The following is a 16756-nucleotide window of genomic DNA, read 5'->3' on the forward strand; positions in this document are numbered from 1 at the left end:
GGAGTAGAGCCATGAGATGGCGTCCCCGATCTGCATCTCGCGTTCTGGCGACGGCGGCGGCGGGCCTGACGGCTCTCGTCGTCGCCGGCCAGGCCTCGGCTCAGAGCCTGATCCGCGACACCGAGGTCGAGGGCATCGTGCGCGAATGGGCCGATCCGGTCTTCGTCTCGATGGGGCTGAACCCGTCCGACGTCGAAGTCCTGTTGGTCAATGACAACGACCTGAACGCCTTCGCCACACGCGGACGGATCATGGGCGTCAACACCGGCCTGATCCTGCGCACCAAGACGCCCGGCGAACTGCTGGGCGTGATGGCGCACGAGGCGGGCCACATCAAGAACCGCCACACCCTGCGCGACGGCGCCCAGGACGCCGGCCGCCAGCCCATGCTGATGACCATGGCCCTGGGCGCCCTGGCCATCGCCGCCGGTGCGCCCGACGCGGGTGTCGCCCTGCTGGGCTCCAGTCAATATTTCGGCGCGCTGGGTGCGATGCACTATATGCAGAGCCAGGAGGGCGAGGCCGACCTGACTGGCGCGAGGGCGCTGGAGGGCGCAGGCGAATCCGGCGCGGGCCTGGTGTCCTTCTTCGAGAATTTCCGCTCGCAAGAGGTCTTCTCGGACGCCCGTCGCTATCCCTATTTCCGCAGCCACCCCCTATCGTCGAACCGTATCGAGACCCTGCGCCGCTATGTGCAGGAACAGCCGCACTACGATCACCGCGACAGCCCCGAACGCATGGCCCAGCACGCCCTGATCCTGGCCAAGATCCACGCCTTCATGGACCCGCCGAACGCGACGCTGCGGGACTATCCGTCGACCAACACCTCCCTGCCCGGCCGCTATGCCCGAGCCATCGCCTGGTATCGCGACGGCCAGACGGAAAAGGCGCTGACGGCGGTGGACGAACTGATCGCCGGCGACGTGACCAACCCCTATTTCCAGGAACTGAAAGGCCAGATCCTGTTCGAGGAAGGCCGTCCGGCCGAGGCCGTCGCCGCCCACCGTGATGCGGTTCGGCTCAAGCCCGACGCCCCCCTGCTGCGCGTCAACCTAGCCCACGCCCTGATCGAGACCAACGACAAGGCCAATCTGGACGAGGCCATCGACCAGCTGAAGCACGCCGTCGTCGCCGAGAAGGACAACACCATGGCCTGGCGCCTGCTGGCCCAGGCCTATGCCTCGCAAGGCAAGGAGGGCGAGGCGCGCCTGGCCTCGGCCGAATACTATTTCGCCGCCGGCAGCGAGCAGCAGGCGACCCAGTTCGCCCTTCGCGCCCGCTCCATGCTGGACCCCGGCTCCATGGAATGGCGCCGGGCCGTGGACATCGTCCTGGCCTCGGGCGCCACGCCCGACGATCTCAACGACCTGGACCGTCGCGACGCCGCACGCCGACCGACAACCCTCAACTAACCTTTCCAACTGCGAGACTGAATGACCGACGACGCCCCCACGCCTGCGCCCGAAACCAAGACCGCCAAGCCTGCGTGGCTGAATGGCGCGCGCGCCGGCTATCTGGCCCTGGGCCTGTCGGTCATCGCCCTGGGATTCTCGGTCGCACCCTATTTCAACGCCGGTGAGTCCGACGTCCGGTCCTATCTGCTGGAGCACCCCGAGGTGCTGCAGGAGACGCAGCTGGCGCTGCAGGCGAAGGAAGCCGAGGCCAGCGTGGAAGAGACCAACCAGGCCGCCGCCGCCAACGCCGGCCTCCTGGCGCCCGACGCACGCGACCCGGCCTTCGGTCCGGCGAACGCCAAGGTCACGGTGGTCGAATTCTTCGATTTCCGCTGCCCCGGCTGCAAGGCGGTGGCCCACGACTATCGCGCCCTGATGGCCGCCCATCCCGAGGTCCGCTTCGTCTTCAAGGACTGGCCCATCCTGGACCGCGGCGACGACATCGCCTCGCAATACGCCGCCCGCGCCGCCCTGGCCGCGCATCAGCAGGGCAAGTATCTGGAGGTCTACGACGCCCTGATGACCGAGCGCGCCCTGTCGATCGAGTCCATCGACGCCATCCTCGCCGCCAACGGCGTGGACATGGCCCGCGCCAAGGCCGCCATCGCCTCGCCCGACACCACACGCCACATCGCCGACATCCACACCACGGCCGCCGCCCTGCGCCTGCGCGGCACGCCCACCTTCTTCATCAACGGCAAGGCCAGCCCCGGCATCGACCCCGCCGAAATCGCCAAACTGATCGAAGAGGCGAAGCGCTAAGGCTACCCTCTCCCGTTGGGAGAGGGCTTGAGCCTCCGAGAGCGCAGCGATCGGCAAGGCGAAAGGGTGAGGGTCGGGTCGTGCGAACTGGCCCACCGGCCAACCCTCATCCGGCCCTTCCACCTTCTCCCAACGGGAGAAGGGACTGCTCAGGCCTCACCCAGCGTCATCTTCCCGCCGATCCATTCGACGCCCGCATGCCGCAGGGCGTCGTTCGCCGCCGGTTCGTCGCCCATCGTCTGCTCGGCGCGATAAAGCACATAGTAGCTGTAGGGATCGCTGGGCCAGTCCGTCAGCAGTTCGGCGATCTTGGCCTTGGCTCCGGCCGCATCCCCCGACGCCAGCATGGCGGCGGCCAGGCTGCGGCGCGTCGGGTACCAGATCATCGGCGGATCGCCGCCCTCGGGATTCATCGCCTGGATCGCCGCCGCCCGGCCATAGGCGGCGATGGCGGTCGGATAATCCTGATCGATCATGGCCGCGCGGCCTTCCAGCACCTTCTGGAACAGTTCGGCGAATCCGACCTGACGATCCGCCATCGCGCCCTTGAACGCCTTGTCTGTAAGCAGGGCCCTAATGGCCTGGGCCTCGATCCGCACGGCCGCCGCATCGCCGCGCCGGGCTGCGGCCTCGCCGCGCGCATAGCGCCAACCGACCCGCATCAGCGGTCGCCCGACATCCGGCTCGGGCAGGGCCGCGACCTGGGCCTCCGTTCCGAACCGGCCGTAAAGCGCATAGGCGTCGGCCGCCATAATCTGACGATAAACGACATAGCCGTCGTCGCCGGGTTCGGGCGCGTCCAGAAGCTGCGGATAGGTCGCCATATACCAGTCGGCCAGCTCCAGCCCCCGTTCGGCCCCGCCCGCCATCAGGGCGCCGCCCATGCCGAAATGGATGTTGTGGGCGTGCAGCCGCATGCCGCGAATGCCGCCGGGCGGACTGGCCAGCCGGTCGTAGGTCTTGTCCAGCGCTACGGCGTTGACGTTGGACATCATCGCGTCCTTGTACCGTCCCACCCGATAGAAGGTGTGGGACGGCATATGCACCAGGTGACTGGCGCCCGGCGCCAGCAGCGCCAGCCGCTCGCCATAGGCCAGCGCCCTATGCGGATCGTCCGACCATTCCGTCAGGTGGATATAGAGGTGGATGGACGCCGGATCGTTCGGCTTGACCGTCAGGCTGTGCTCCAGGATCGCCATGGCGCGCGTCACGGCGGGATCGGCCGCCTTGCCGTTCTCGTCCCACCAGTCGCCCTCGGGCTGCAGCATCCAGGCGTCGGCAGTGATCGAGCCGACCGAAACGTCGTCGGGATGGCGTTTGGCGATCCGGTCCATGGCGCGGGCGAAGCGCAGGCCGCGGGTGCTTTCCTTGCCGGAGTAACGCTGGATCAGGGCGTCGATCATCTGGCGCTGCATCGGCGTGGCGTCGCGCGCCAGCCTGCGGGCTTCGCGCGCCGTTCTCAGGCCCGCGGCGAGGGATTCAGGGTCGTTCCCGCCGCCGTTCAGGTTCGGCCCGATGGCCCAGGCCTCGCCCCAGGCGCACATGCCGCACGCCGGATCCAGCTGCCGCGCCTTGCGGAACGCCCGCACCGATTCCGAATGTTCGAACGCCCAGCGCAGCCGCACCCCATGGTCGAACCAGGCCTGGGCCTCAGGGTTCTTGGTATCGACGGCGAAACTCTCGTCGCCGAAACCGGGCACCATGACCATGTCCGCCGTGGGCTGCACATCGCCGACCGCGTCCACGCGCCCGCAGACCTGGGGATTGGTGATCAGCGCCAGGGTCGCCGCCGTCGCCGTGGCGTCCGCGACGGCGATCGGCGCCATCAGACAGGCGGCCGAAACCGTCGCCACCCACAGACCCTTGCGCATTCCCGCCTCCCCCGCTTGGCGACCTATGTGCGCCTAATTGGCCGCCTCGCCAATTAGGCAGTCAAGGCGCCCGATCAGGGCGTGGTGATGGGCAGGGTGTCGGCGGCGCGGCCGTCGCCCGCAAGTGCGTCGAGGCCCAGCAGGCGCGCCAGGAAGGGCTGAACGTCCACGCTGTCCAGATCGGTCAGCCGACGTCCCGCGATGACTCCCGGTCCGTGGGCGATGAAGACCGCCGCCATCTCCGGCGCCTGATTGTCATAGCCGTGTGCGCCGCCCGCGCGGGTCACCGGCCGGTCGCGCGTCGCCGCCAGCCAGCCGGTCTCGACCAGGCAGACGATCTGGGCCACGCGCGGATTGGAGCCATAGACCAGCCGCGCCGGGACATCGGCCTTGTTCCAGCATTCCATATGCGGATGACGACCGACCAGCTTGGCCTGCACCTCCGCCTCGCGGCCCGGCGCCGGGTCGGCCGTCAGGACCGCCCCGCCATAGCCGATCTTCAACGCCGCCGGGTCGATGATGTCGTCGATCCAGACCACCCGGTCCGGCGAGGTGGCGGCCATGCCGTGATCGGACACGATCACCAGCATCGCCCGATCATAAAGCCCCCTCGCCTTCAGCCCCTCGACCAGCCGCCCCATGGACGCATCGACCGAGACCACGGCGGCACGCGTCTCTGCGCCGTCGGGACCATGGCGATGTCCGGCCGTATCGACGATGTCGAAATAGAGGGTCTCCAGCTTCGGACGCTGATCCGCCGGCAGGTCCAGCCACGACAGCACCCGATCCACCCGCGCGTCGCCCGGCATGGACTGATCGAAGGGCATCCACTGGCTGGGGCGAACGCCTTGCAATTCGACCTCCGAGCCGGGCCAGAACATGGTGCCGGTGCGAACGCCGGCCTTTTCCGCCGTGACCCAGATCGGCTCGCCCTGATCCCAGAAGCCGGTCTCCTTGCTGGCCATGGAGAAGACGCCCAGCTGCGCGTCCGTGAACCGATTGCCGACCACGCCGTGGTGGTCCGGGTGCAGCCCCGTCACCAGCGTATAGTGGTTGGGGAAGGTCACGCTGGGGAACGACGGCCGCATCGGCCCAAAGGCGCCGCCCGCTGCCAGCCCGTCCAGCACCGGCGTTTGCCCCTTGCCCAGATAATCAGGCCGGAACCCGTCGATCGAGACCAGAATCACCAGATCGGGTTGCGCCGGCTGCGACGCCGAGGCGGAAACGACCGGAGATTGCGAGATGGGCTGTTTCGAGACCGGCGTTGCGGCGCAGGCCGCAACCGCAAGGGCGGCGACCAAGGCCAGGCAGGAGGTGGAAAGACGGGACATAGGCGTACTCCAAGGCGACATCGAACCATTGCCTAAACTTTATGGACGACAGGCTTGCGACGGCTTGTGGGAACATCGTTCTCGCGCCAAGCTTGCGTCATGGAAACCGTCATCGACATTCGCGGCCTGACCAAGACCTATGGGACGGTGAGGGCCCTGGACGGCCTGACCCTGTCGATCCCGCGTGGCGGGGTCTATGGCGTTCTCGGCCCCAATGGTGCGGGCAAGTCCACCCTGTTCCGCACCCTGCTGGGCCTGATTCGCCCGACCGAGGGCGAGGCGACGGTAATGGGCGGGCGGATCGGCGATCCGGCGTCGATGCGCCGCATGGGCTCGATGATCGAGACGCCGCGCTTCCCGCCCTTCATGACCGCCCGCCAGGTGCTGGAATGGCTGGCCCGTGCGCACGGCGGCGTGACCTCGGCCGAGATCGACAACTGGCTGCAACGCGTCGGCCTGACCGAGGCGGCGAACCGACGCGTGAAGGGCTTTTCGGTCGGCATGCTGCAACGCCTCGGCGTCGCCGCCGCCCTGATGACCAAGCCGGACCTCGTCATCCTGGATGAACCGACCAGCGGCATGGATCCGCCCGGCATCCAGGAGATGCGCGCCCTGATCCGCAGCCTGGCCGACCACGACGGCGTGACCGTCATCCTGGCCAGCCATCAGCTCCAGGAGGTTCAGCGCGTCTGCGACCGCGTCGCCATCTTCAACAAGGGCAAGGTGATCACCGAGGGCAAGGTCTCCGACCTGACCGCCTCGGGCGAGCGTCTGCGCCTGTCCGTCACGCCGCTGGCCAAGGCCCTGTCGGTGCTGGGCGATCGCGCCACCCTGGACGGCGACGCCGTGGTGGCCGCCGTGCCCCGCGCCGAGGCCGCCGCCGCCATCAGGGCCCTGGTCGAGGGCGGCGTCGACATCGAAGAAGCCCGCTGGATCGGCGCCGACCTGGAAGACGTCTTCATGAGCGAAACCGGCTGGACCGGCGTGCAGGAGCAAAACCGTGCTGGCTGACGCGATCCGATCCGAAACCTACCGCCTGTCCAAGAACCGGACCGCCCTGTTCTGGAGCGTGCTGTTCATCCCGATCATGGGCATCCTTCTCGCCACCCTGGGCTTCGTGGTCGCCAAGGCCAACGAGGCCAAGCTGGCCGGCAAGCTGCCGCCCGAACTGATGAAGGGCGGACCGCTCGATCTGGGTCTGACCCTGGTCAAGAGCGCCGGCGACTTCGCCAATCCCGCGATCCTGATGTTCGTCCTGATCGGCGCGGCCACCATCTACGCCGGCGACTATCGCTGGGAGACCTGGCGGCTGATCAGCGCGCGCAACACCCGGCCCAACCTGCTGACGGGCAAGGTCGTGGTCGTGGCCCTGGTGATCGTGCTGGCGACCTTCGCCGCCCTGATCTCGGACGTGATCGCCAGCCTGATCCAGGCGGCGGTGTTCGGCCGCCCCGTCACCTTCTCGATGACCGGCGCAGCTGCGGCGGATTTCGGCCTGCTGACCCTGACCTCCTGGGCGCGCATCCTTCAGTTCACCATGCTGGGTCTGCTCGGCGCCGTGGTGACACGGTCGTTGCTGGCGGCCCTGTTCGCGCCGCTTGTGATCGGCATCGCGCAGTTCTTCCTGCCCCAGCTCCTGCTGCCCATGGGTGTGACGCCGGACGGCTGGCTGCTGCCCCTGTTGTCACCGGGCCTGGCCACGGACCTGCTGAAAGCCGTCATCCAGGGCGGCATGGCGGCGGCCGAACTGCCCGATCACGCCCTCACCAAGGGCGTGATCAGCCTGGCCCTGTGGATCGGCGTCCCGTTCGCCGCCGCAGTCGCTTGGTTCAACCGCCAGGACCTTTCAAAGGAATAGGCGGCGGCGGGCTCCGCACACCTTCCGCGACCAGCCAGTCGCGGAAGGCGTCCACCGCCGCATCCCTGCGTCCCTCCGGCCGCAAGAAAGCAAACCACGACGGCCGCTCCACGAAGCCGAACGGCGCCGACAGACGTCCCGCGAGGACATCCGGCGCCACGAAGGCCCACGGCGCGATGGCGACGCCCAGACCCGAGATCGCCGCCTCGACCAGCGAGTGGTTGTGCGCGAACTCCCGCTCCGTCGTCGCCGTCGGCAGAGCCACACCTGCCAGTTCCGACCACGCCGGCCAGCCCCGCCGGAAGGTGGCCGAACGCAGGCGCGGCGCATGCGCCACGGCCTCGAGCGTCGGCAACCCCGCCATCAAGGCCGGCGCCCCGACGGGTCCCTGATATTGCGCCAGGAAGGGCGTCGCTTCCGTGCGGGCATGGATCTGATCCGGCTCGACGATGCGAATGGCGCCGTCGAACCGATCACGCCGATAATCGACCGTCGCATAGGATTCCGACAGCCTGACCCGCACCTCGGGATGCGCCTCCAGAAACCCCGGCAGGCGCGGGATCAGCCATTTCAGGGCGAAGGTGCCCAGGCAGGAAATCTCGATCTCGCGCGCCGCGCCCGGCCGCACGCCCTCGACCGCATCGGTGATCACCACAAAGGCCGGCGTAAGGCGCTCGGCCAGCTGCGCGCCTGCCTCAGTGAGGGTCAGCGCATGACGCGGCCCGGTGACCAGGGTCACGCCCAGCGAGGCCTGCAGGGCCGCGATCTGTCGGCTGACCGCGCCGTGGGTCACGCACAGCTCGGCCGCCGCACGGGTCATGCTCCTGTGCCGGCCAAAGACCTCGAAGGTTCGCAAGGCATTCAGCGGTGGCGGCGCCCGGCCCGACATGTGACCTCCCCTCACAGACACCGCCCCGCTTAATCGATTTCTGCGCCTTGGGAAATCGGGTTCAAGCTTGGCGATGCCGCTCCCGAACCCGCCGCCAAGACCGTCCCGCCCCTCACGCCAGGACCAGATCGCCTATGGCCTGTGCATTCTGCTCATATGGAGCATGGCGGTCGCCGCCATCCTGGACAGCTAAAGCTGCTTTTCCATGAAGACATCGGCGCGGGCATAGGGCGTCGGCCGCGCCGGCAGATGGATGAAGCCGAAGCTCTCGTACAGGGCGATGGCCGGCGTCAGCGCGCTGTTGGTCTCCAGATAGAGCCGCCCCGCCCCCGCCTCGCGCGCCGCAGCCTCGCAGGCCTGCAACAGCTGTCTTGCCAAGCCCAGGCCGCGCGCGGCCGGCGTCACTGTCATCTTGGATACCTCGAACCCGTCATCGAGCCGAATCAAAGCGCAGCAGCCGATCGTCTCGCCTTCCCGCTCGACGATGAAGATACGGCCGCCGTCGGCGAGGAAGACGCCGTGCGGATCGTCGATCGACCGCCGGTCCTTCGCCTCAATGGCGAATCCACCCTCGGCCAGCCAGGCAGTGTTCAGCCGCGCCCAAGCGGCGGCGTGATCAGGACGGAAATCAACGATCGAAACGCTCATCCGCGCGTCATGCCTCATGTCCGCGCAAAGCAAAAGGGCGGCCGGATTGCTCCGACCGCCCTTCCGGCGTTTGGTCCTGCGACCAAATCTTAGTCTTCGTCGCCGCCTTCGAAGGCCAGGACCGGACCGGAGTCCTTGCCCTTGGCTTCGACGTCGCGATCGACGAACTCGATGACGGCCATCGGGGCGTTGTCGCCGTGACGGAAGCCCGCCTTCATGATGCGGATATAGCCGCCGTTACGCTCGCTGTAGCGCGGGCCGAGCGTTTCGAACAGCTTGCCGACTTGCGGCACGTCGCGAACCTGGCTGATGGCCTGACGACGAGCGTGCAGGTCGCCCTTCTTGGCGAGGGTGACCAGCTTCTCGACGAAGGGACGCAGTTCCTTCGCCTTGGGCAGGGTCGTGGTGATCTGCTCGTGCTTGATCAGCGAGGCGGCCATGTTCGCGAACATGGCGGTGCGGTGGCTGCTCGTGCGACCGAGTTTACGATGGGCGGCGCCGTGGCGCATCAGGGTCTCTCCTACTCCGGAACCGGTATCCTCGAACGGACCTGGAACCGTAATCTTCTAACCGCCCCGACATTCTCCCAAGGGAGACGGGCGGAGGGTTGAACTTAGATCTGGTCGTCGAACTTCTTGGCCAGGTCTTCGATGTTTTCGGGGGGCCAGTTCGGCACGTCCATGCCGAGGCTGAGACCCATCGTCGTCAGAACTTCCTTGATCTCGTTCAGCGACTTGCGGCCGAAGTTCGGGGTGCGAAGCATTTCGCCCTCGGTCTTCTGGATCAGGTCGCCGATGTAGACGATGTTGTCGTTCTTCAGGCAGTTGGCCGAACGAACCGACAGTTCCAGCTCGTCCACCTTCTTCAGCAGCGCCGGGTTGAAGGGCAGGTCGGGCTTGCCGTCCGACTGCTCGACAGCCTTCTTGGGCTCTTCGAAGGTGATGAAGATCTGGAGTTGGTCCTGCAGGATGCGCGCCGCATAAGCGACGGCGTCAACCGGCGTGACCGCACCGTTGGTTTCGACTTCAAGCAGCAGCTTGTCGTAGTCCAGCGACTGGCCCTGACGGGTCGGCTCGACGCGGTAAGCCACCTTCTTGACCGGCGAATACAGAGCATCGACGGCGATCAGGCCGATCGGCGCATCTTCCGGACGGTTCAGCTCGGCGGCGACATAGCCCTTGCCGTTCTGGACGGTCAGTTCCATGCGGACCGACGCGCCGTCGTCCAGCGTGCAGATGACGTGGTCGGGGTTCAGAACCTCGATGTCCGCCGGCACGTCGATCTGGCCGGCCGTCACGACGCCGGGGCCCGTGGCGCGCAAGGTCATGCGCTTGGGGCCTTCGGCGTGCATGCGCAGCGCCAGTTGCTTGATGTTCAGGACGATGTCGACCACGTCTTCCCGCACGCCTTCCAGCGACGAGAATTCATGAACGACGCCGTCGATCTGGATGGCCGTGACAGCCGCGCCTTGCAGCGAGGACAGCAGAACGCGACGGAGCGCGTTGCCGAGCGTCACGCCGAAGCCACGTTCGAGAGGTTCGGCCACCAAGCGCGCCTTGCGCTGGGCGTCGGAACCGATCTCGATCTGCGGCTTCTCGGGACGGATCAGCTCTTGCCAGTTTCTTTCGATCATTTTGTCCCTCGAACGGGTTTCGCCTGCTCCGGCCTTGTCGACGAGGCCATGATGGAGCGGACGGAGATGGGGGTGCTTTGGGCGGGGTCGCTTAGACGCGACGACGCTTGGGCGGACGGCAACCGTTGTGCGGCATCGGCGTAACGTCGCGGATGGTCGTGATCGTCAGGCCGACCGACTGCAGAGCGCGCAGAGCCGACTCACGACCGGAACCCGGACCCGAGACGTTCACTTCCAGCGTCTTGACGCCGTGTTCCTGAGCCTTCTTGCCGGCGTCTTCAGCGGCCATCTGGGCGGCGTACGGGGTCGACTTACGCGAACCCTTGAAGCCCATGTGACCTGCCGAAGACCACGAGATCGCGTTGCCCTGGGCATCGGTGATCGTGATCATGGTGTTGTTGAACGAAGCATTCACGTGGGCGACGCCCGAGGTGATGTTCTTGCGCTCGCGCTTCTTTACGCGACCCGGTTCCTTGGCCATGTGTCTGTCTTACTTCTTCTTGCCGGCGATCGGCTTGGCGGGACCCTTGCGGGTGCGGGCGTTCGTATGGGTGCGCTGACCGCGGACCGGCAGGCCCTTACGGTGACGCAGGCCGCGATAGCAGGCCAGATCCATCAGACGCTTGATGTTCATCGACGTCTCGCGGCGCAGGTCGCCCTCGACGGTGTGATCCTTGTCGATCGTCTCGCGGATCGACAGGACTTCGGCGTCCGTCAGCTGGTTCACGCGACGGGCGGACTCGATGCCCACCTTCTCGGTGATGTCCTTGGCGGCGGCGGGGCCGATGCCATGGATATACTGAAGCGCGATCTCTACGCGCTTGTTGGTCGGGATGTTGACGCCAGCAATACGGGCCACGAAATTCTCCAGATACGCGTTAGTCAGACGCAACAAACGCTCCGGTCAACAGACCAGGAGCGTGGCGCCCTTCGCGGGAAGGCGCCCTTATACATGTGATTCACGAGGCGTCAACATCTGGAGGCGCGTCAGCGCGGCGGACGGCCGAAGTCCACACCCACAGTGACCCGCTGACCCTCGACGGGTCGGCCGTCCTCGGTGGGGGGCTGAAAACGGAAATATCCCGACACCTGAAGGCCCGCCGCGCCGAACCCCATACCGGGCGGCGACTCGTCCACGACGCGGCAACCGTCCAGCCGACTGTCCAGCCGAATGATGCACGACAGCTCCACGCGGCCATAGCGGCTGCGCGCGCCCGAGGGGTGATTGGCGCGAATCTGGCCGATGGTGGGGCCGGTGACCAGGCGTGGTCCGGTCGAGCCGCTGCCGGGGCCGCTGCCCGATCCCACGCCGGATCCGCTGCCGGTCCCCAGCCCGCCCTGGCCGAAGCTCGGCTGGGGCGACGGCGCGGGCGCAATACCCACGACAGGCGCGGGTTCGGGCGCTTTCACGGGCGGCGCAGGAACCTCGCGCGGACGTTCCCTGGGCGGAGGCGGAGGCGTGTGGATGACGGAGGGGGCCGCGGGCGCGCCGCCGCCCGTCTCGGGCGCAGGCGGTTCGTTCGAGATCGGCGGCGGCGGATCGTAAAGCACGACCTCGAACGGCGGCGGCTCGACCACAGGCGTCTGCGTCGGCCCCCTCACCCGCCCCAGCAGCAGGAACAGGCCAATCTCGGCGACGGCGACGGCGACGAAGATGCACGCCATGCGCCAACGACGCAGACGGGTCTTTTCAGGTGTAGGGTCGGCGGGTTCAATCATCAGGCGATCAACGCCCGAGATCGCAAATCAGGCCAGGGCCTCGTCGATGGCTTTGGCGACGGACTCGATCGTGCCCATGCCGTCCGCCTCGGTCAGCTTGCCCTGGGCTTCATAGTAGGGAAGCAGCGGCGCCGTGTTGCGGTTGTAGGCCTCAAGCCGGACCTTGAACGATTCGGGATTGTCGTCGGGCCGGCCCTGCTCCGCGAAACGCTTGGCGATCCGTTCGGTCAGGGCGGCGTCATCGACCTTCAACCGCACGACGGCGTCGATCTGGACACCGCGCTTGGCCAGCATCTCGTCCAGCGCCTCGGCCTGGGCCACGGTGCGGGGGAAGCCGTCGAAGATGGCGCCGCCGGCGGCCTCGGCCTCCGTCAGGCGATCCTCGATCAGGGCGATGACGATCTCGTCGGTGACTAGGTCGCCACGCGCCAGCACGTCCTTGACCTTGAGCCCCAGCTCCGAGCCAGAGGCGATCGCCGCGCGCAGCATGTCGCCGGTGGAGAGCTGGACCATGCCCTTCTCTTCCACCAGCCGCTTCGCCTGGGTGCCCTTGCCCGCCGCCGGCGGTCCAAACAGGATCAAGTTCATGCTTCAGCCCTCCCCTGGGCGTCTGTCAGCTTAAGACCTAGCGGCGCACGGGCGTGGGCGCGCCACGACCGCCACGACCGCGCAGCTTCGCCTTCTTGATCAGGCCTTCGTACTGGTGCGCCAGCAGTTGGGACTGAATCTGAGCCACAGTGTCCATCGTGACCGACACGACAATCAAGATAGACGTTCCGCCGAAGTACAGGCTGTTGCCCATCTGGGCGACCATGAACTCAGGCAGCAGGCAGACCGCGGTGATGTAGGCGGCGCCGATCACGGTCAGGCGGGTCAGGACATAGTCCAGATATTCCGCCGTGCGTTTGCCCGGACGAATGCCCGGCAGGAAGCCGCCGTATTTGCGCAGGTTCTCGGCCGTGTCCTCGGGGTTGAAGGTGATCGAGGTGTAGAAGAAGCAGAAGAAGACGATCAGGGCGGCGTACAGCGCCATGAACAGCGGCTGGCCGTGCGTCAGCTGCGCCGTCACCAGCGGCAGCCAGCTCATCCAGCTGGGCAGGTCGGCGTTGGCCGTCATAGTCGCCACCGTCGTCGGCAGCATCAGTAGTGACGAGGCGAAGATCGGCGGGATCACGCCCGCGGTATTGACCTTCAGCGGCAGGAACGAACGCTCGCCCCCGGCCATGCGGTTGCCTTCCTGGCGCTTCGGATACTGGATCAGAAGACGGCGCTGGGCGCGTTCCATGAAGACGATGAAGACCACGGTCGCCACCGCCAGCGCGGCGATGAACAACAGGGCGAAGGCCGACATCTGGCCTTGCTGAGCCAGGCCCAGCAGGCGGGCGATGGTGGACGGCAGGACCGCCACGATACCGGCGAAGATGATCAGCGAGATGCCGTTGCCGACGCCCCGCGCCGTCACCTGCTCACCCAGCCACATCAGGAACATGGTGCCGCCGGTCAGGGTCACGACCGTCGAGGCGATGAAGAAGACGCCCGGATTATCGACCAGGCCGGCCGTGCTGTTCAGGCCCGCCGCGATGCCGAAGGACTGCGCCAGCGCCAGGAACACCGTCAGATAGCGGGTGTACTGGTTCAGCTGCTTGCGGCCGCTTTCGCCGCCTTCCTTCTTCAGCTTCTCCCAGGGCGGATACACGGTGCCCATCAGCTGCACGATGATCGAGGCCGAGATGTACGGCATCACGTTCAGCGCGAAGATGGCCATACGCTCGACGGCGCCGCCCGAGAACATGTTGAACATGTCGAGGATGCCGCGCTGACCCGACGGGTCCTGGAAGAACTGCAGAAAGGCCTGCGAGTTGATGCCCGGAATCGGCACATACGTCCCGATCCGATAGACCAGGAGCGCGCCCAGCGTGAACAGCAGGCGCTTGTGCAGCTCGGTCGCTTTCGCGAACGAGCCCATGTTCATATTGGCGGCGAGTTGTTCTGCGGCCGAAGCCATTATGCGTCCCCACGACTGATTGAGTCGTCAGATAGGCGAGAAGCGGCGCTCTTGCGAGGCCGCTTCCGTTCTTTCGTCGCTGCGATGTGTTCAGGCCACGGCCCAATCAGCCGCAACGACGCGTTGATCAGGCTTTGGCGGCGGCGCGCTTGGTGCGGGCCGAGATCTTGTTCTCGTCGCCCAGGCGTGCCTTGGCGGGCGGAACCTTGCCCTTGGCCAGGTTGCGCTTCTCGATGCGAGCAGCGGCCTTGGCTTCGGCGGCGATGCGCTCTTGAACGACCGAACCGCCAGCGGCTTCGATGGCCTTGATGGCGCCCGAGGTGGCCGACCAGACGACCAGGTTCAGCGCTTGCTTCAGCTCGCCGGTGCCCAGCAGGCGCACGCCGTCCTTGACGCGACGGATCACGCCGGCGGCGACCAGGGCGTCGCCCTTCAGTTCCGACTTGGCGTCCAGCTTGCCGGCGTCGATGGCGTCTTGCAGGCGCCACAGGTTCACTTCGGCCAGCTTCAGAGCGTTGGCGTTGTTGAAGCCACGCTTAGGCATACGCATGTACAGCGGCATTTGGCCGCCTTCGAAGCCGCCGATGGCGACGCCTGAACGCGACTTCTGACCCTTGACGCCACGGCCAGCGGTCTTGCCCTTGCCCGAACCGGGGCCACGGCCGACACGCATGCGCTTCTTGTGCGCGCCTTCGTTGTCGCGGATTTCGTTCAGTTTCATATGCCTGATCCTTTCGGGTGCTAGCGCCCGGACCATTGATCCGGACTCGGCTGTAAAAATTTAAGGGCCGCTGATAGGCGACCCTTGGGGTATTCGCAAGTGCAGAAACGCCCTCCCCCGGGTTCGGGAGAGGGCGAAACGGCTTACTTTTCGACGATCTCGGTCAGGTGGGCGACCTTGGCGATCATCCCACGAACCGAAGGCGTGTCTTCCAGGGTCGATTCACGACCCAAGCGGTTCAGACCCAGGCCCACCAGGGTGGCGCGCTGGTCGTTCTTGCGGCGGATCGGCGAACCGGTCTGCTTGACGGTGACGGTCTTGGCGTCGGTCTTCTTGGACGGGGCCATGATTAGGACTCCACAGCTTCGGGCGTCGAAGCGCCGTCGTTGCGACGGCCCATCAGATCTGCGACCTTCTTGCCGCGCTTGGACGCGACCTGACGGGGCGAGGACTGGACCTTCAGCGCTTCGAACGTCGCGCGGATCATGTTGTAGGGGTTCGACGAGCCGGTCGACTTGCCCACGACGTCCTGGACGCCGAGGGTTTCGAGCACGGCGCGCATCGGACCACCTGCGATGACGCCGGTCCCGGGAGGGGCAGCGCGCATCATGATCTTGCCGGCGCCCCAACGGCCGTTACCGTCGTGGTGCAGGGTGCGGTTCTCGCGAAGCGGAACGCGGATCATGGTCTTCTTGGCTTCTTCCGTCGCCTTGCGGATGGCTTCCGGCACTTCGCGCGCCTTGCCGTGACCGAAGCCGACGCGACCCTTGCCGTCACCGACGACCATAAGGGCTGCGAAGCTGAAGCGACGGCCGCCTTTGACGGTGGCGGCGACGCGGTTGATGTGGACCAGCTTCTCGACGATGTCCGAATCCGGACCATCGGCTTGGGGGCCATTGCGGTTGTCACGACGGTTGCGGTCGTTGCCGCCGCCGCCACGTTGGGGTTGATGCGCCATCTGTCGCGTCCCTTAGAAGTTCAGGCCGGCTTCACGCGCGGCTTCCGCCAGCGCCTTGACCCGTCCATGATAGATGTACTCGCCACGGTCGAAGACGACGTCCTTGACGCCCTTCTCGATGGCGCGTTCGGCGATCAGCTTGCCGATCGCGGCGGCCGCAGCGGTGTCCGAACCCCGCTTGCCCTTGCCGCCTTCCAGCGACGAGGCAGACGCGACGGTCACGCCTTGGGCGTCGTCGATGATCTGGGCCGAGATGTTCTTGTCCGAACGGCTGACCGACAGACGAAGGCGACCGTTGGCGACAGCCTTCAGGCGGCGACGGGTGCGCTCCGAGCGGCGCTTGGCTTGTTGTCGAAGAGAAAGAGCCATGACTTACTTCTTCTTGCCTTCCTTGCGACGGACCTTCTCGCCCGCGTAACGGACGCCCTTGCCCTTGTAGGGCTCCGGCGGACGCAGCTTGCGGATGACCGCGGCGATCTGACCGACGGCTTGCTTGTCAGCGCCCGAGACCTTGATCTCGGTTTGCTTCGGCACTGCGAAGCTGACGCCGGCCGGCGGAGCGATATCGACTTCATGCGAGAAGCCGAGTTGCAGCGAAAGGGCGTCGCCCTTCATGGCGGCGCGGTAACCCACGCCGACCAGCTCCAACGACTTTTCGAAGCCGGAGGTGACGCCGACGACCATGTTGTCGACCAGGGTGCGCGACAGGCCCCACATCGCGCGACCGCGTTGCGTGTCCGACCGCAGACCCAGCGACAGTTCGTCGCCTTCCTGGGTGACTTCGACCTCTTCGGCGACGGTCCAGGAGCTCTCGCCCTTGGGGCCCTTCACGGTGACTTTCTGGCCGTCGAGCGTGACAGTCACGCCCTTCGGCACAGCGATGGTTTTCTTGCCAATACGGGACATA

20 protein-coding genes are annotated in these 16756 nt (G+C 66.7%); 4 read left to right on the forward strand and 16 right to left on the reverse strand.

All coding sequences use genetic code 11. The features are described from left to right. The first annotated feature begins 11 nt into the window (after nt 1–11). Both ACP69V_RS09010 and ACP69V_RS09015 read left to right on the forward strand, forming a co-directional pair. On the forward strand, nt 12–1412 hold the full coding sequence (locus tag ACP69V_RS09010) for a M48 family metalloprotease (protein ID WP_426023557.1): 1401 nt from the start codon (nt 12–14) through the stop codon (nt 1410–1412). A 21-nt stretch (nt 1413–1433) separates the two neighbouring features. Continuing rightward, the gene (locus tag ACP69V_RS09015) at nt 1434–2216 is read left to right on the forward strand and encodes a thioredoxin domain-containing protein (RefSeq protein ID WP_426023558.1); all 783 of its coding nucleotides are present in this window, start codon (nt 1434–1436) and stop codon (nt 2214–2216) included. A 149-nt stretch (nt 2217–2365) separates the two neighbouring features. Here ACP69V_RS09015 and ACP69V_RS09020 read toward each other — a convergent pair whose 3' ends face one another. Both ACP69V_RS09020 and ACP69V_RS09025 read right to left on the reverse strand, forming a co-directional pair. Then, a complete protein-coding gene (locus ACP69V_RS09020; protein WP_426023559.1) occupies nt 2366–4087 on the reverse strand; it encodes a hypothetical protein in 1722 nt (573 codons plus the stop codon). A gap of 74 nt (nt 4088–4161) precedes the next feature. Continuing rightward, nucleotides 4162–5418, reverse strand: a complete 1257-nt coding sequence (locus tag ACP69V_RS09025; protein WP_426023560.1) for an ectonucleotide pyrophosphatase/phosphodiesterase — start codon at nt 5416–5418, stop codon at nt 4162–4164. A 99-nt stretch (nt 5419–5517) separates the two neighbouring features. On the opposite strand from ACP69V_RS09025, the gene ACP69V_RS09030 reads away from it, so the two are divergent. After that, nucleotides 5518–6429: an ABC transporter ATP-binding protein gene (locus ACP69V_RS09030; protein WP_426023561.1), complete on the forward strand. Its 912-nt coding sequence runs from the start codon at nt 5518–5520 to the stop codon at nt 6427–6429. Beyond that, nucleotides 6419–7276, forward strand: a complete 858-nt coding sequence (locus ACP69V_RS09035) for an ABC transporter permease subunit (RefSeq protein WP_426023562.1) — start codon at nt 6419–6421, stop codon at nt 7274–7276. Before ACP69V_RS09030 ends, ACP69V_RS09035 begins: the two co-directional genes overlap by 11 nt. Here ACP69V_RS09035 and ACP69V_RS09040 read toward each other — a convergent pair. The 14 genes from ACP69V_RS09040 to rplF all read right to left on the reverse strand — a co-directional run bounded on the left by ACP69V_RS09040 (nt 7248) and on the right by rplF (nt 16755). Continuing rightward, nucleotides 7248–8165 carry a LysR substrate-binding domain-containing protein gene (locus ACP69V_RS09040; protein WP_426023563.1) on the reverse strand — a complete coding sequence of 306 codons (918 nt, stop codon included), beginning with the start codon at nt 8163–8165 and terminating at the stop codon, nt 7248–7250. The genes ACP69V_RS09035 and ACP69V_RS09040 overlap by 29 nt on opposite strands. 189 nt (nt 8166–8354) lie before the next feature. Then, nucleotides 8355–8813 carry a GNAT family N-acetyltransferase gene (locus ACP69V_RS09045; protein ID WP_346495985.1) on the reverse strand — a complete coding sequence of 153 codons (459 nt, stop codon included), beginning with the start codon at nt 8811–8813 and terminating at the stop codon, nt 8355–8357. An 89-nt stretch (nt 8814–8902) separates the two neighbouring features. Further along, nucleotides 8903–9322, reverse strand: a complete 420-nt coding sequence (gene rplQ, locus ACP69V_RS09050) for a 50S ribosomal protein L17 (RefSeq protein ID WP_055753399.1) — start codon at nt 9320–9322, stop codon at nt 8903–8905. A gap of 104 nt (nt 9323–9426) precedes the next feature. Continuing rightward, nucleotides 9427–10446 carry a DNA-directed RNA polymerase subunit alpha gene (locus tag ACP69V_RS09055; protein WP_135195341.1) on the reverse strand — a complete coding sequence of 340 codons (1020 nt, stop codon included), beginning with the start codon at nt 10444–10446 and terminating at the stop codon, nt 9427–9429. Between the two features lie 91 nt (nt 10447–10537). Next, the gene (rpsK, locus tag ACP69V_RS09060; protein WP_013268944.1) at nt 10538–10927 is read right to left on the reverse strand and encodes a 30S ribosomal protein S11; all 390 of its coding nucleotides are present in this window, start codon (nt 10925–10927) and stop codon (nt 10538–10540) included. A gap of 9 nt (nt 10928–10936) precedes the next feature. Continuing rightward, nucleotides 10937–11305 carry a 30S ribosomal protein S13 gene (rpsM, locus tag ACP69V_RS09065; protein ID WP_135195340.1) on the reverse strand — a complete coding sequence of 123 codons (369 nt, stop codon included), beginning with the start codon at nt 11303–11305 and terminating at the stop codon, nt 10937–10939. A 128-nt stretch (nt 11306–11433) separates the two neighbouring features. Then, on the reverse strand, nt 11434–12165 hold the full coding sequence (locus tag ACP69V_RS09070; protein WP_426023564.1) for an energy transducer TonB: 732 nt from the start codon (nt 12163–12165) through the stop codon (nt 11434–11436). A gap of 27 nt (nt 12166–12192) precedes the next feature. Continuing rightward, a complete protein-coding gene (locus tag ACP69V_RS09075) occupies nt 12193–12753 on the reverse strand; it encodes an adenylate kinase (protein ID WP_409718673.1) in 561 nt (186 codons plus the stop codon). Nucleotides 12754–12790: 37 nt separating this feature from the next. Then, nucleotides 12791–14170, reverse strand: coding sequence for a preprotein translocase subunit SecY (gene secY, locus ACP69V_RS09080; RefSeq protein ID WP_426023565.1), 1380 nt, complete (start codon nt 14168–14170; stop codon nt 12791–12793). A 127-nt stretch (nt 14171–14297) separates the two neighbouring features. Continuing rightward, a complete protein-coding gene (rplO, locus tag ACP69V_RS09085; protein ID WP_426023566.1) occupies nt 14298–14891 on the reverse strand; it encodes a 50S ribosomal protein L15 in 594 nt (197 codons plus the stop codon). A gap of 143 nt (nt 14892–15034) precedes the next feature. Beyond that, nucleotides 15035–15238 carry a 50S ribosomal protein L30 gene (rpmD, locus tag ACP69V_RS09090; RefSeq protein WP_135195335.1) on the reverse strand — a complete coding sequence of 68 codons (204 nt, stop codon included), beginning with the start codon at nt 15236–15238 and terminating at the stop codon, nt 15035–15037. 2 nt (nt 15239–15240) lie between these two features. Beyond that, nucleotides 15241–15849: a 30S ribosomal protein S5 gene (rpsE, locus tag ACP69V_RS09095; RefSeq protein WP_135195334.1), complete on the reverse strand. Its 609-nt coding sequence runs from the start codon at nt 15847–15849 to the stop codon at nt 15241–15243. A 12-nt stretch (nt 15850–15861) separates the two neighbouring features. Continuing rightward, nucleotides 15862–16218, reverse strand: coding sequence for a 50S ribosomal protein L18 (gene rplR, locus ACP69V_RS09100; RefSeq protein ID WP_135195333.1), 357 nt, complete (start codon nt 16216–16218; stop codon nt 15862–15864). Between the two features lie 3 nt (nt 16219–16221). After that, the gene (gene rplF / locus ACP69V_RS09105; protein WP_409718681.1) at nt 16222–16755 is read right to left on the reverse strand and encodes a 50S ribosomal protein L6; all 534 of its coding nucleotides are present in this window, start codon (nt 16753–16755) and stop codon (nt 16222–16224) included. Between the last annotated feature and the right edge of the window lies 1 nt (nt 16756).

The sequence above is a fragment of the Brevundimonas sp. PWP3-1b1 genome (genome assembly GCF_049896065.1).
Classification (GTDB): Bacteria; Pseudomonadota; Alphaproteobacteria; order Caulobacterales; family Caulobacteraceae; genus Brevundimonas; species Brevundimonas intermedia_B.

Excerpts from the sequence above, each read along its gene's own strand:
- ACP69V_RS09010 (WP_426023557.1), top strand. The coding sequence starts at position 12 with ATGAGATGGCGTCCCCGATCTGCATCTCGCGTTCTGGCGACGGCGGCG.
- ACP69V_RS09015 (WP_426023558.1), top strand. The coding sequence starts at position 1,434 with ATGACCGACGACGCCCCCACGCCTGCGCCCGAAACCAAGACCGCCAAG.
- ACP69V_RS09020 (WP_426023559.1), bottom strand. The coding sequence starts at position 4,087 with ATGCGCAAGGGTCTGTGGGTGGCGACGGTTTCGGCCGCCTGTCTGATG.
- ACP69V_RS09025 (WP_426023560.1), bottom strand. The coding sequence starts at position 5,418 with ATGTCCCGTCTTTCCACCTCCTGCCTGGCCTTGGTCGCCGCCCTTGCG.
- ACP69V_RS09030 (WP_426023561.1), top strand. The coding sequence starts at position 5,518 with ATGGAAACCGTCATCGACATTCGCGGCCTGACCAAGACCTATGGGACG.
- ACP69V_RS09040 (WP_426023563.1), bottom strand. The coding sequence starts at position 8,165 with ATGTCGGGCCGGGCGCCGCCACCGCTGAATGCCTTGCGAACCTTCGAG.
- ACP69V_RS09045 (WP_346495985.1), bottom strand. The coding sequence starts at position 8,813 with ATGAGCGTTTCGATCGTTGATTTCCGTCCTGATCACGCCGCCGCTTGG.
- rplQ (WP_055753399.1), bottom strand. The coding sequence starts at position 9,322 with ATGCGCCACGGCGCCGCCCATCGTAAACTCGGTCGCACGAGCAGCCAC.
- ACP69V_RS09055 (WP_135195341.1), bottom strand. The coding sequence starts at position 10,446 with ATGATCGAAAGAAACTGGCAAGAGCTGATCCGTCCCGAGAAGCCGCAG.
- rpsK (WP_013268944.1), bottom strand. The coding sequence starts at position 10,927 with ATGGCCAAGGAACCGGGTCGCGTAAAGAAGCGCGAGCGCAAGAACATC.
- ACP69V_RS09070 (WP_426023564.1), bottom strand. The coding sequence starts at position 12,165 with ATGATTGAACCCGCCGACCCTACACCTGAAAAGACCCGTCTGCGTCGT.
- ACP69V_RS09075 (WP_409718673.1), bottom strand. The coding sequence starts at position 12,753 with ATGAACTTGATCCTGTTTGGACCGCCGGCGGCGGGCAAGGGCACCCAG.
- secY (WP_426023565.1), bottom strand. The coding sequence starts at position 14,170 with ATGGCTTCGGCCGCAGAACAACTCGCCGCCAATATGAACATGGGCTCG.
- rplO (WP_426023566.1), bottom strand. The coding sequence starts at position 14,891 with ATGAAACTGAACGAAATCCGCGACAACGAAGGCGCGCACAAGAAGCGC.
- rpmD (WP_135195335.1), bottom strand. The coding sequence starts at position 15,238 with ATGGCCCCGTCCAAGAAGACCGACGCCAAGACCGTCACCGTCAAGCAG.
- rpsE (WP_135195334.1), bottom strand. The coding sequence starts at position 15,849 with ATGGCGCATCAACCCCAACGTGGCGGCGGCGGCAACGACCGCAACCGT.
- rplR (WP_135195333.1), bottom strand. The coding sequence starts at position 16,218 with ATGGCTCTTTCTCTTCGACAACAAGCCAAGCGCCGCTCGGAGCGCACC.
- rplF (WP_409718681.1), bottom strand. The coding sequence starts at position 16,755 with ATGTCCCGTATTGGCAAGAAAACCATCGCTGTGCCGAAGGGCGTGACT.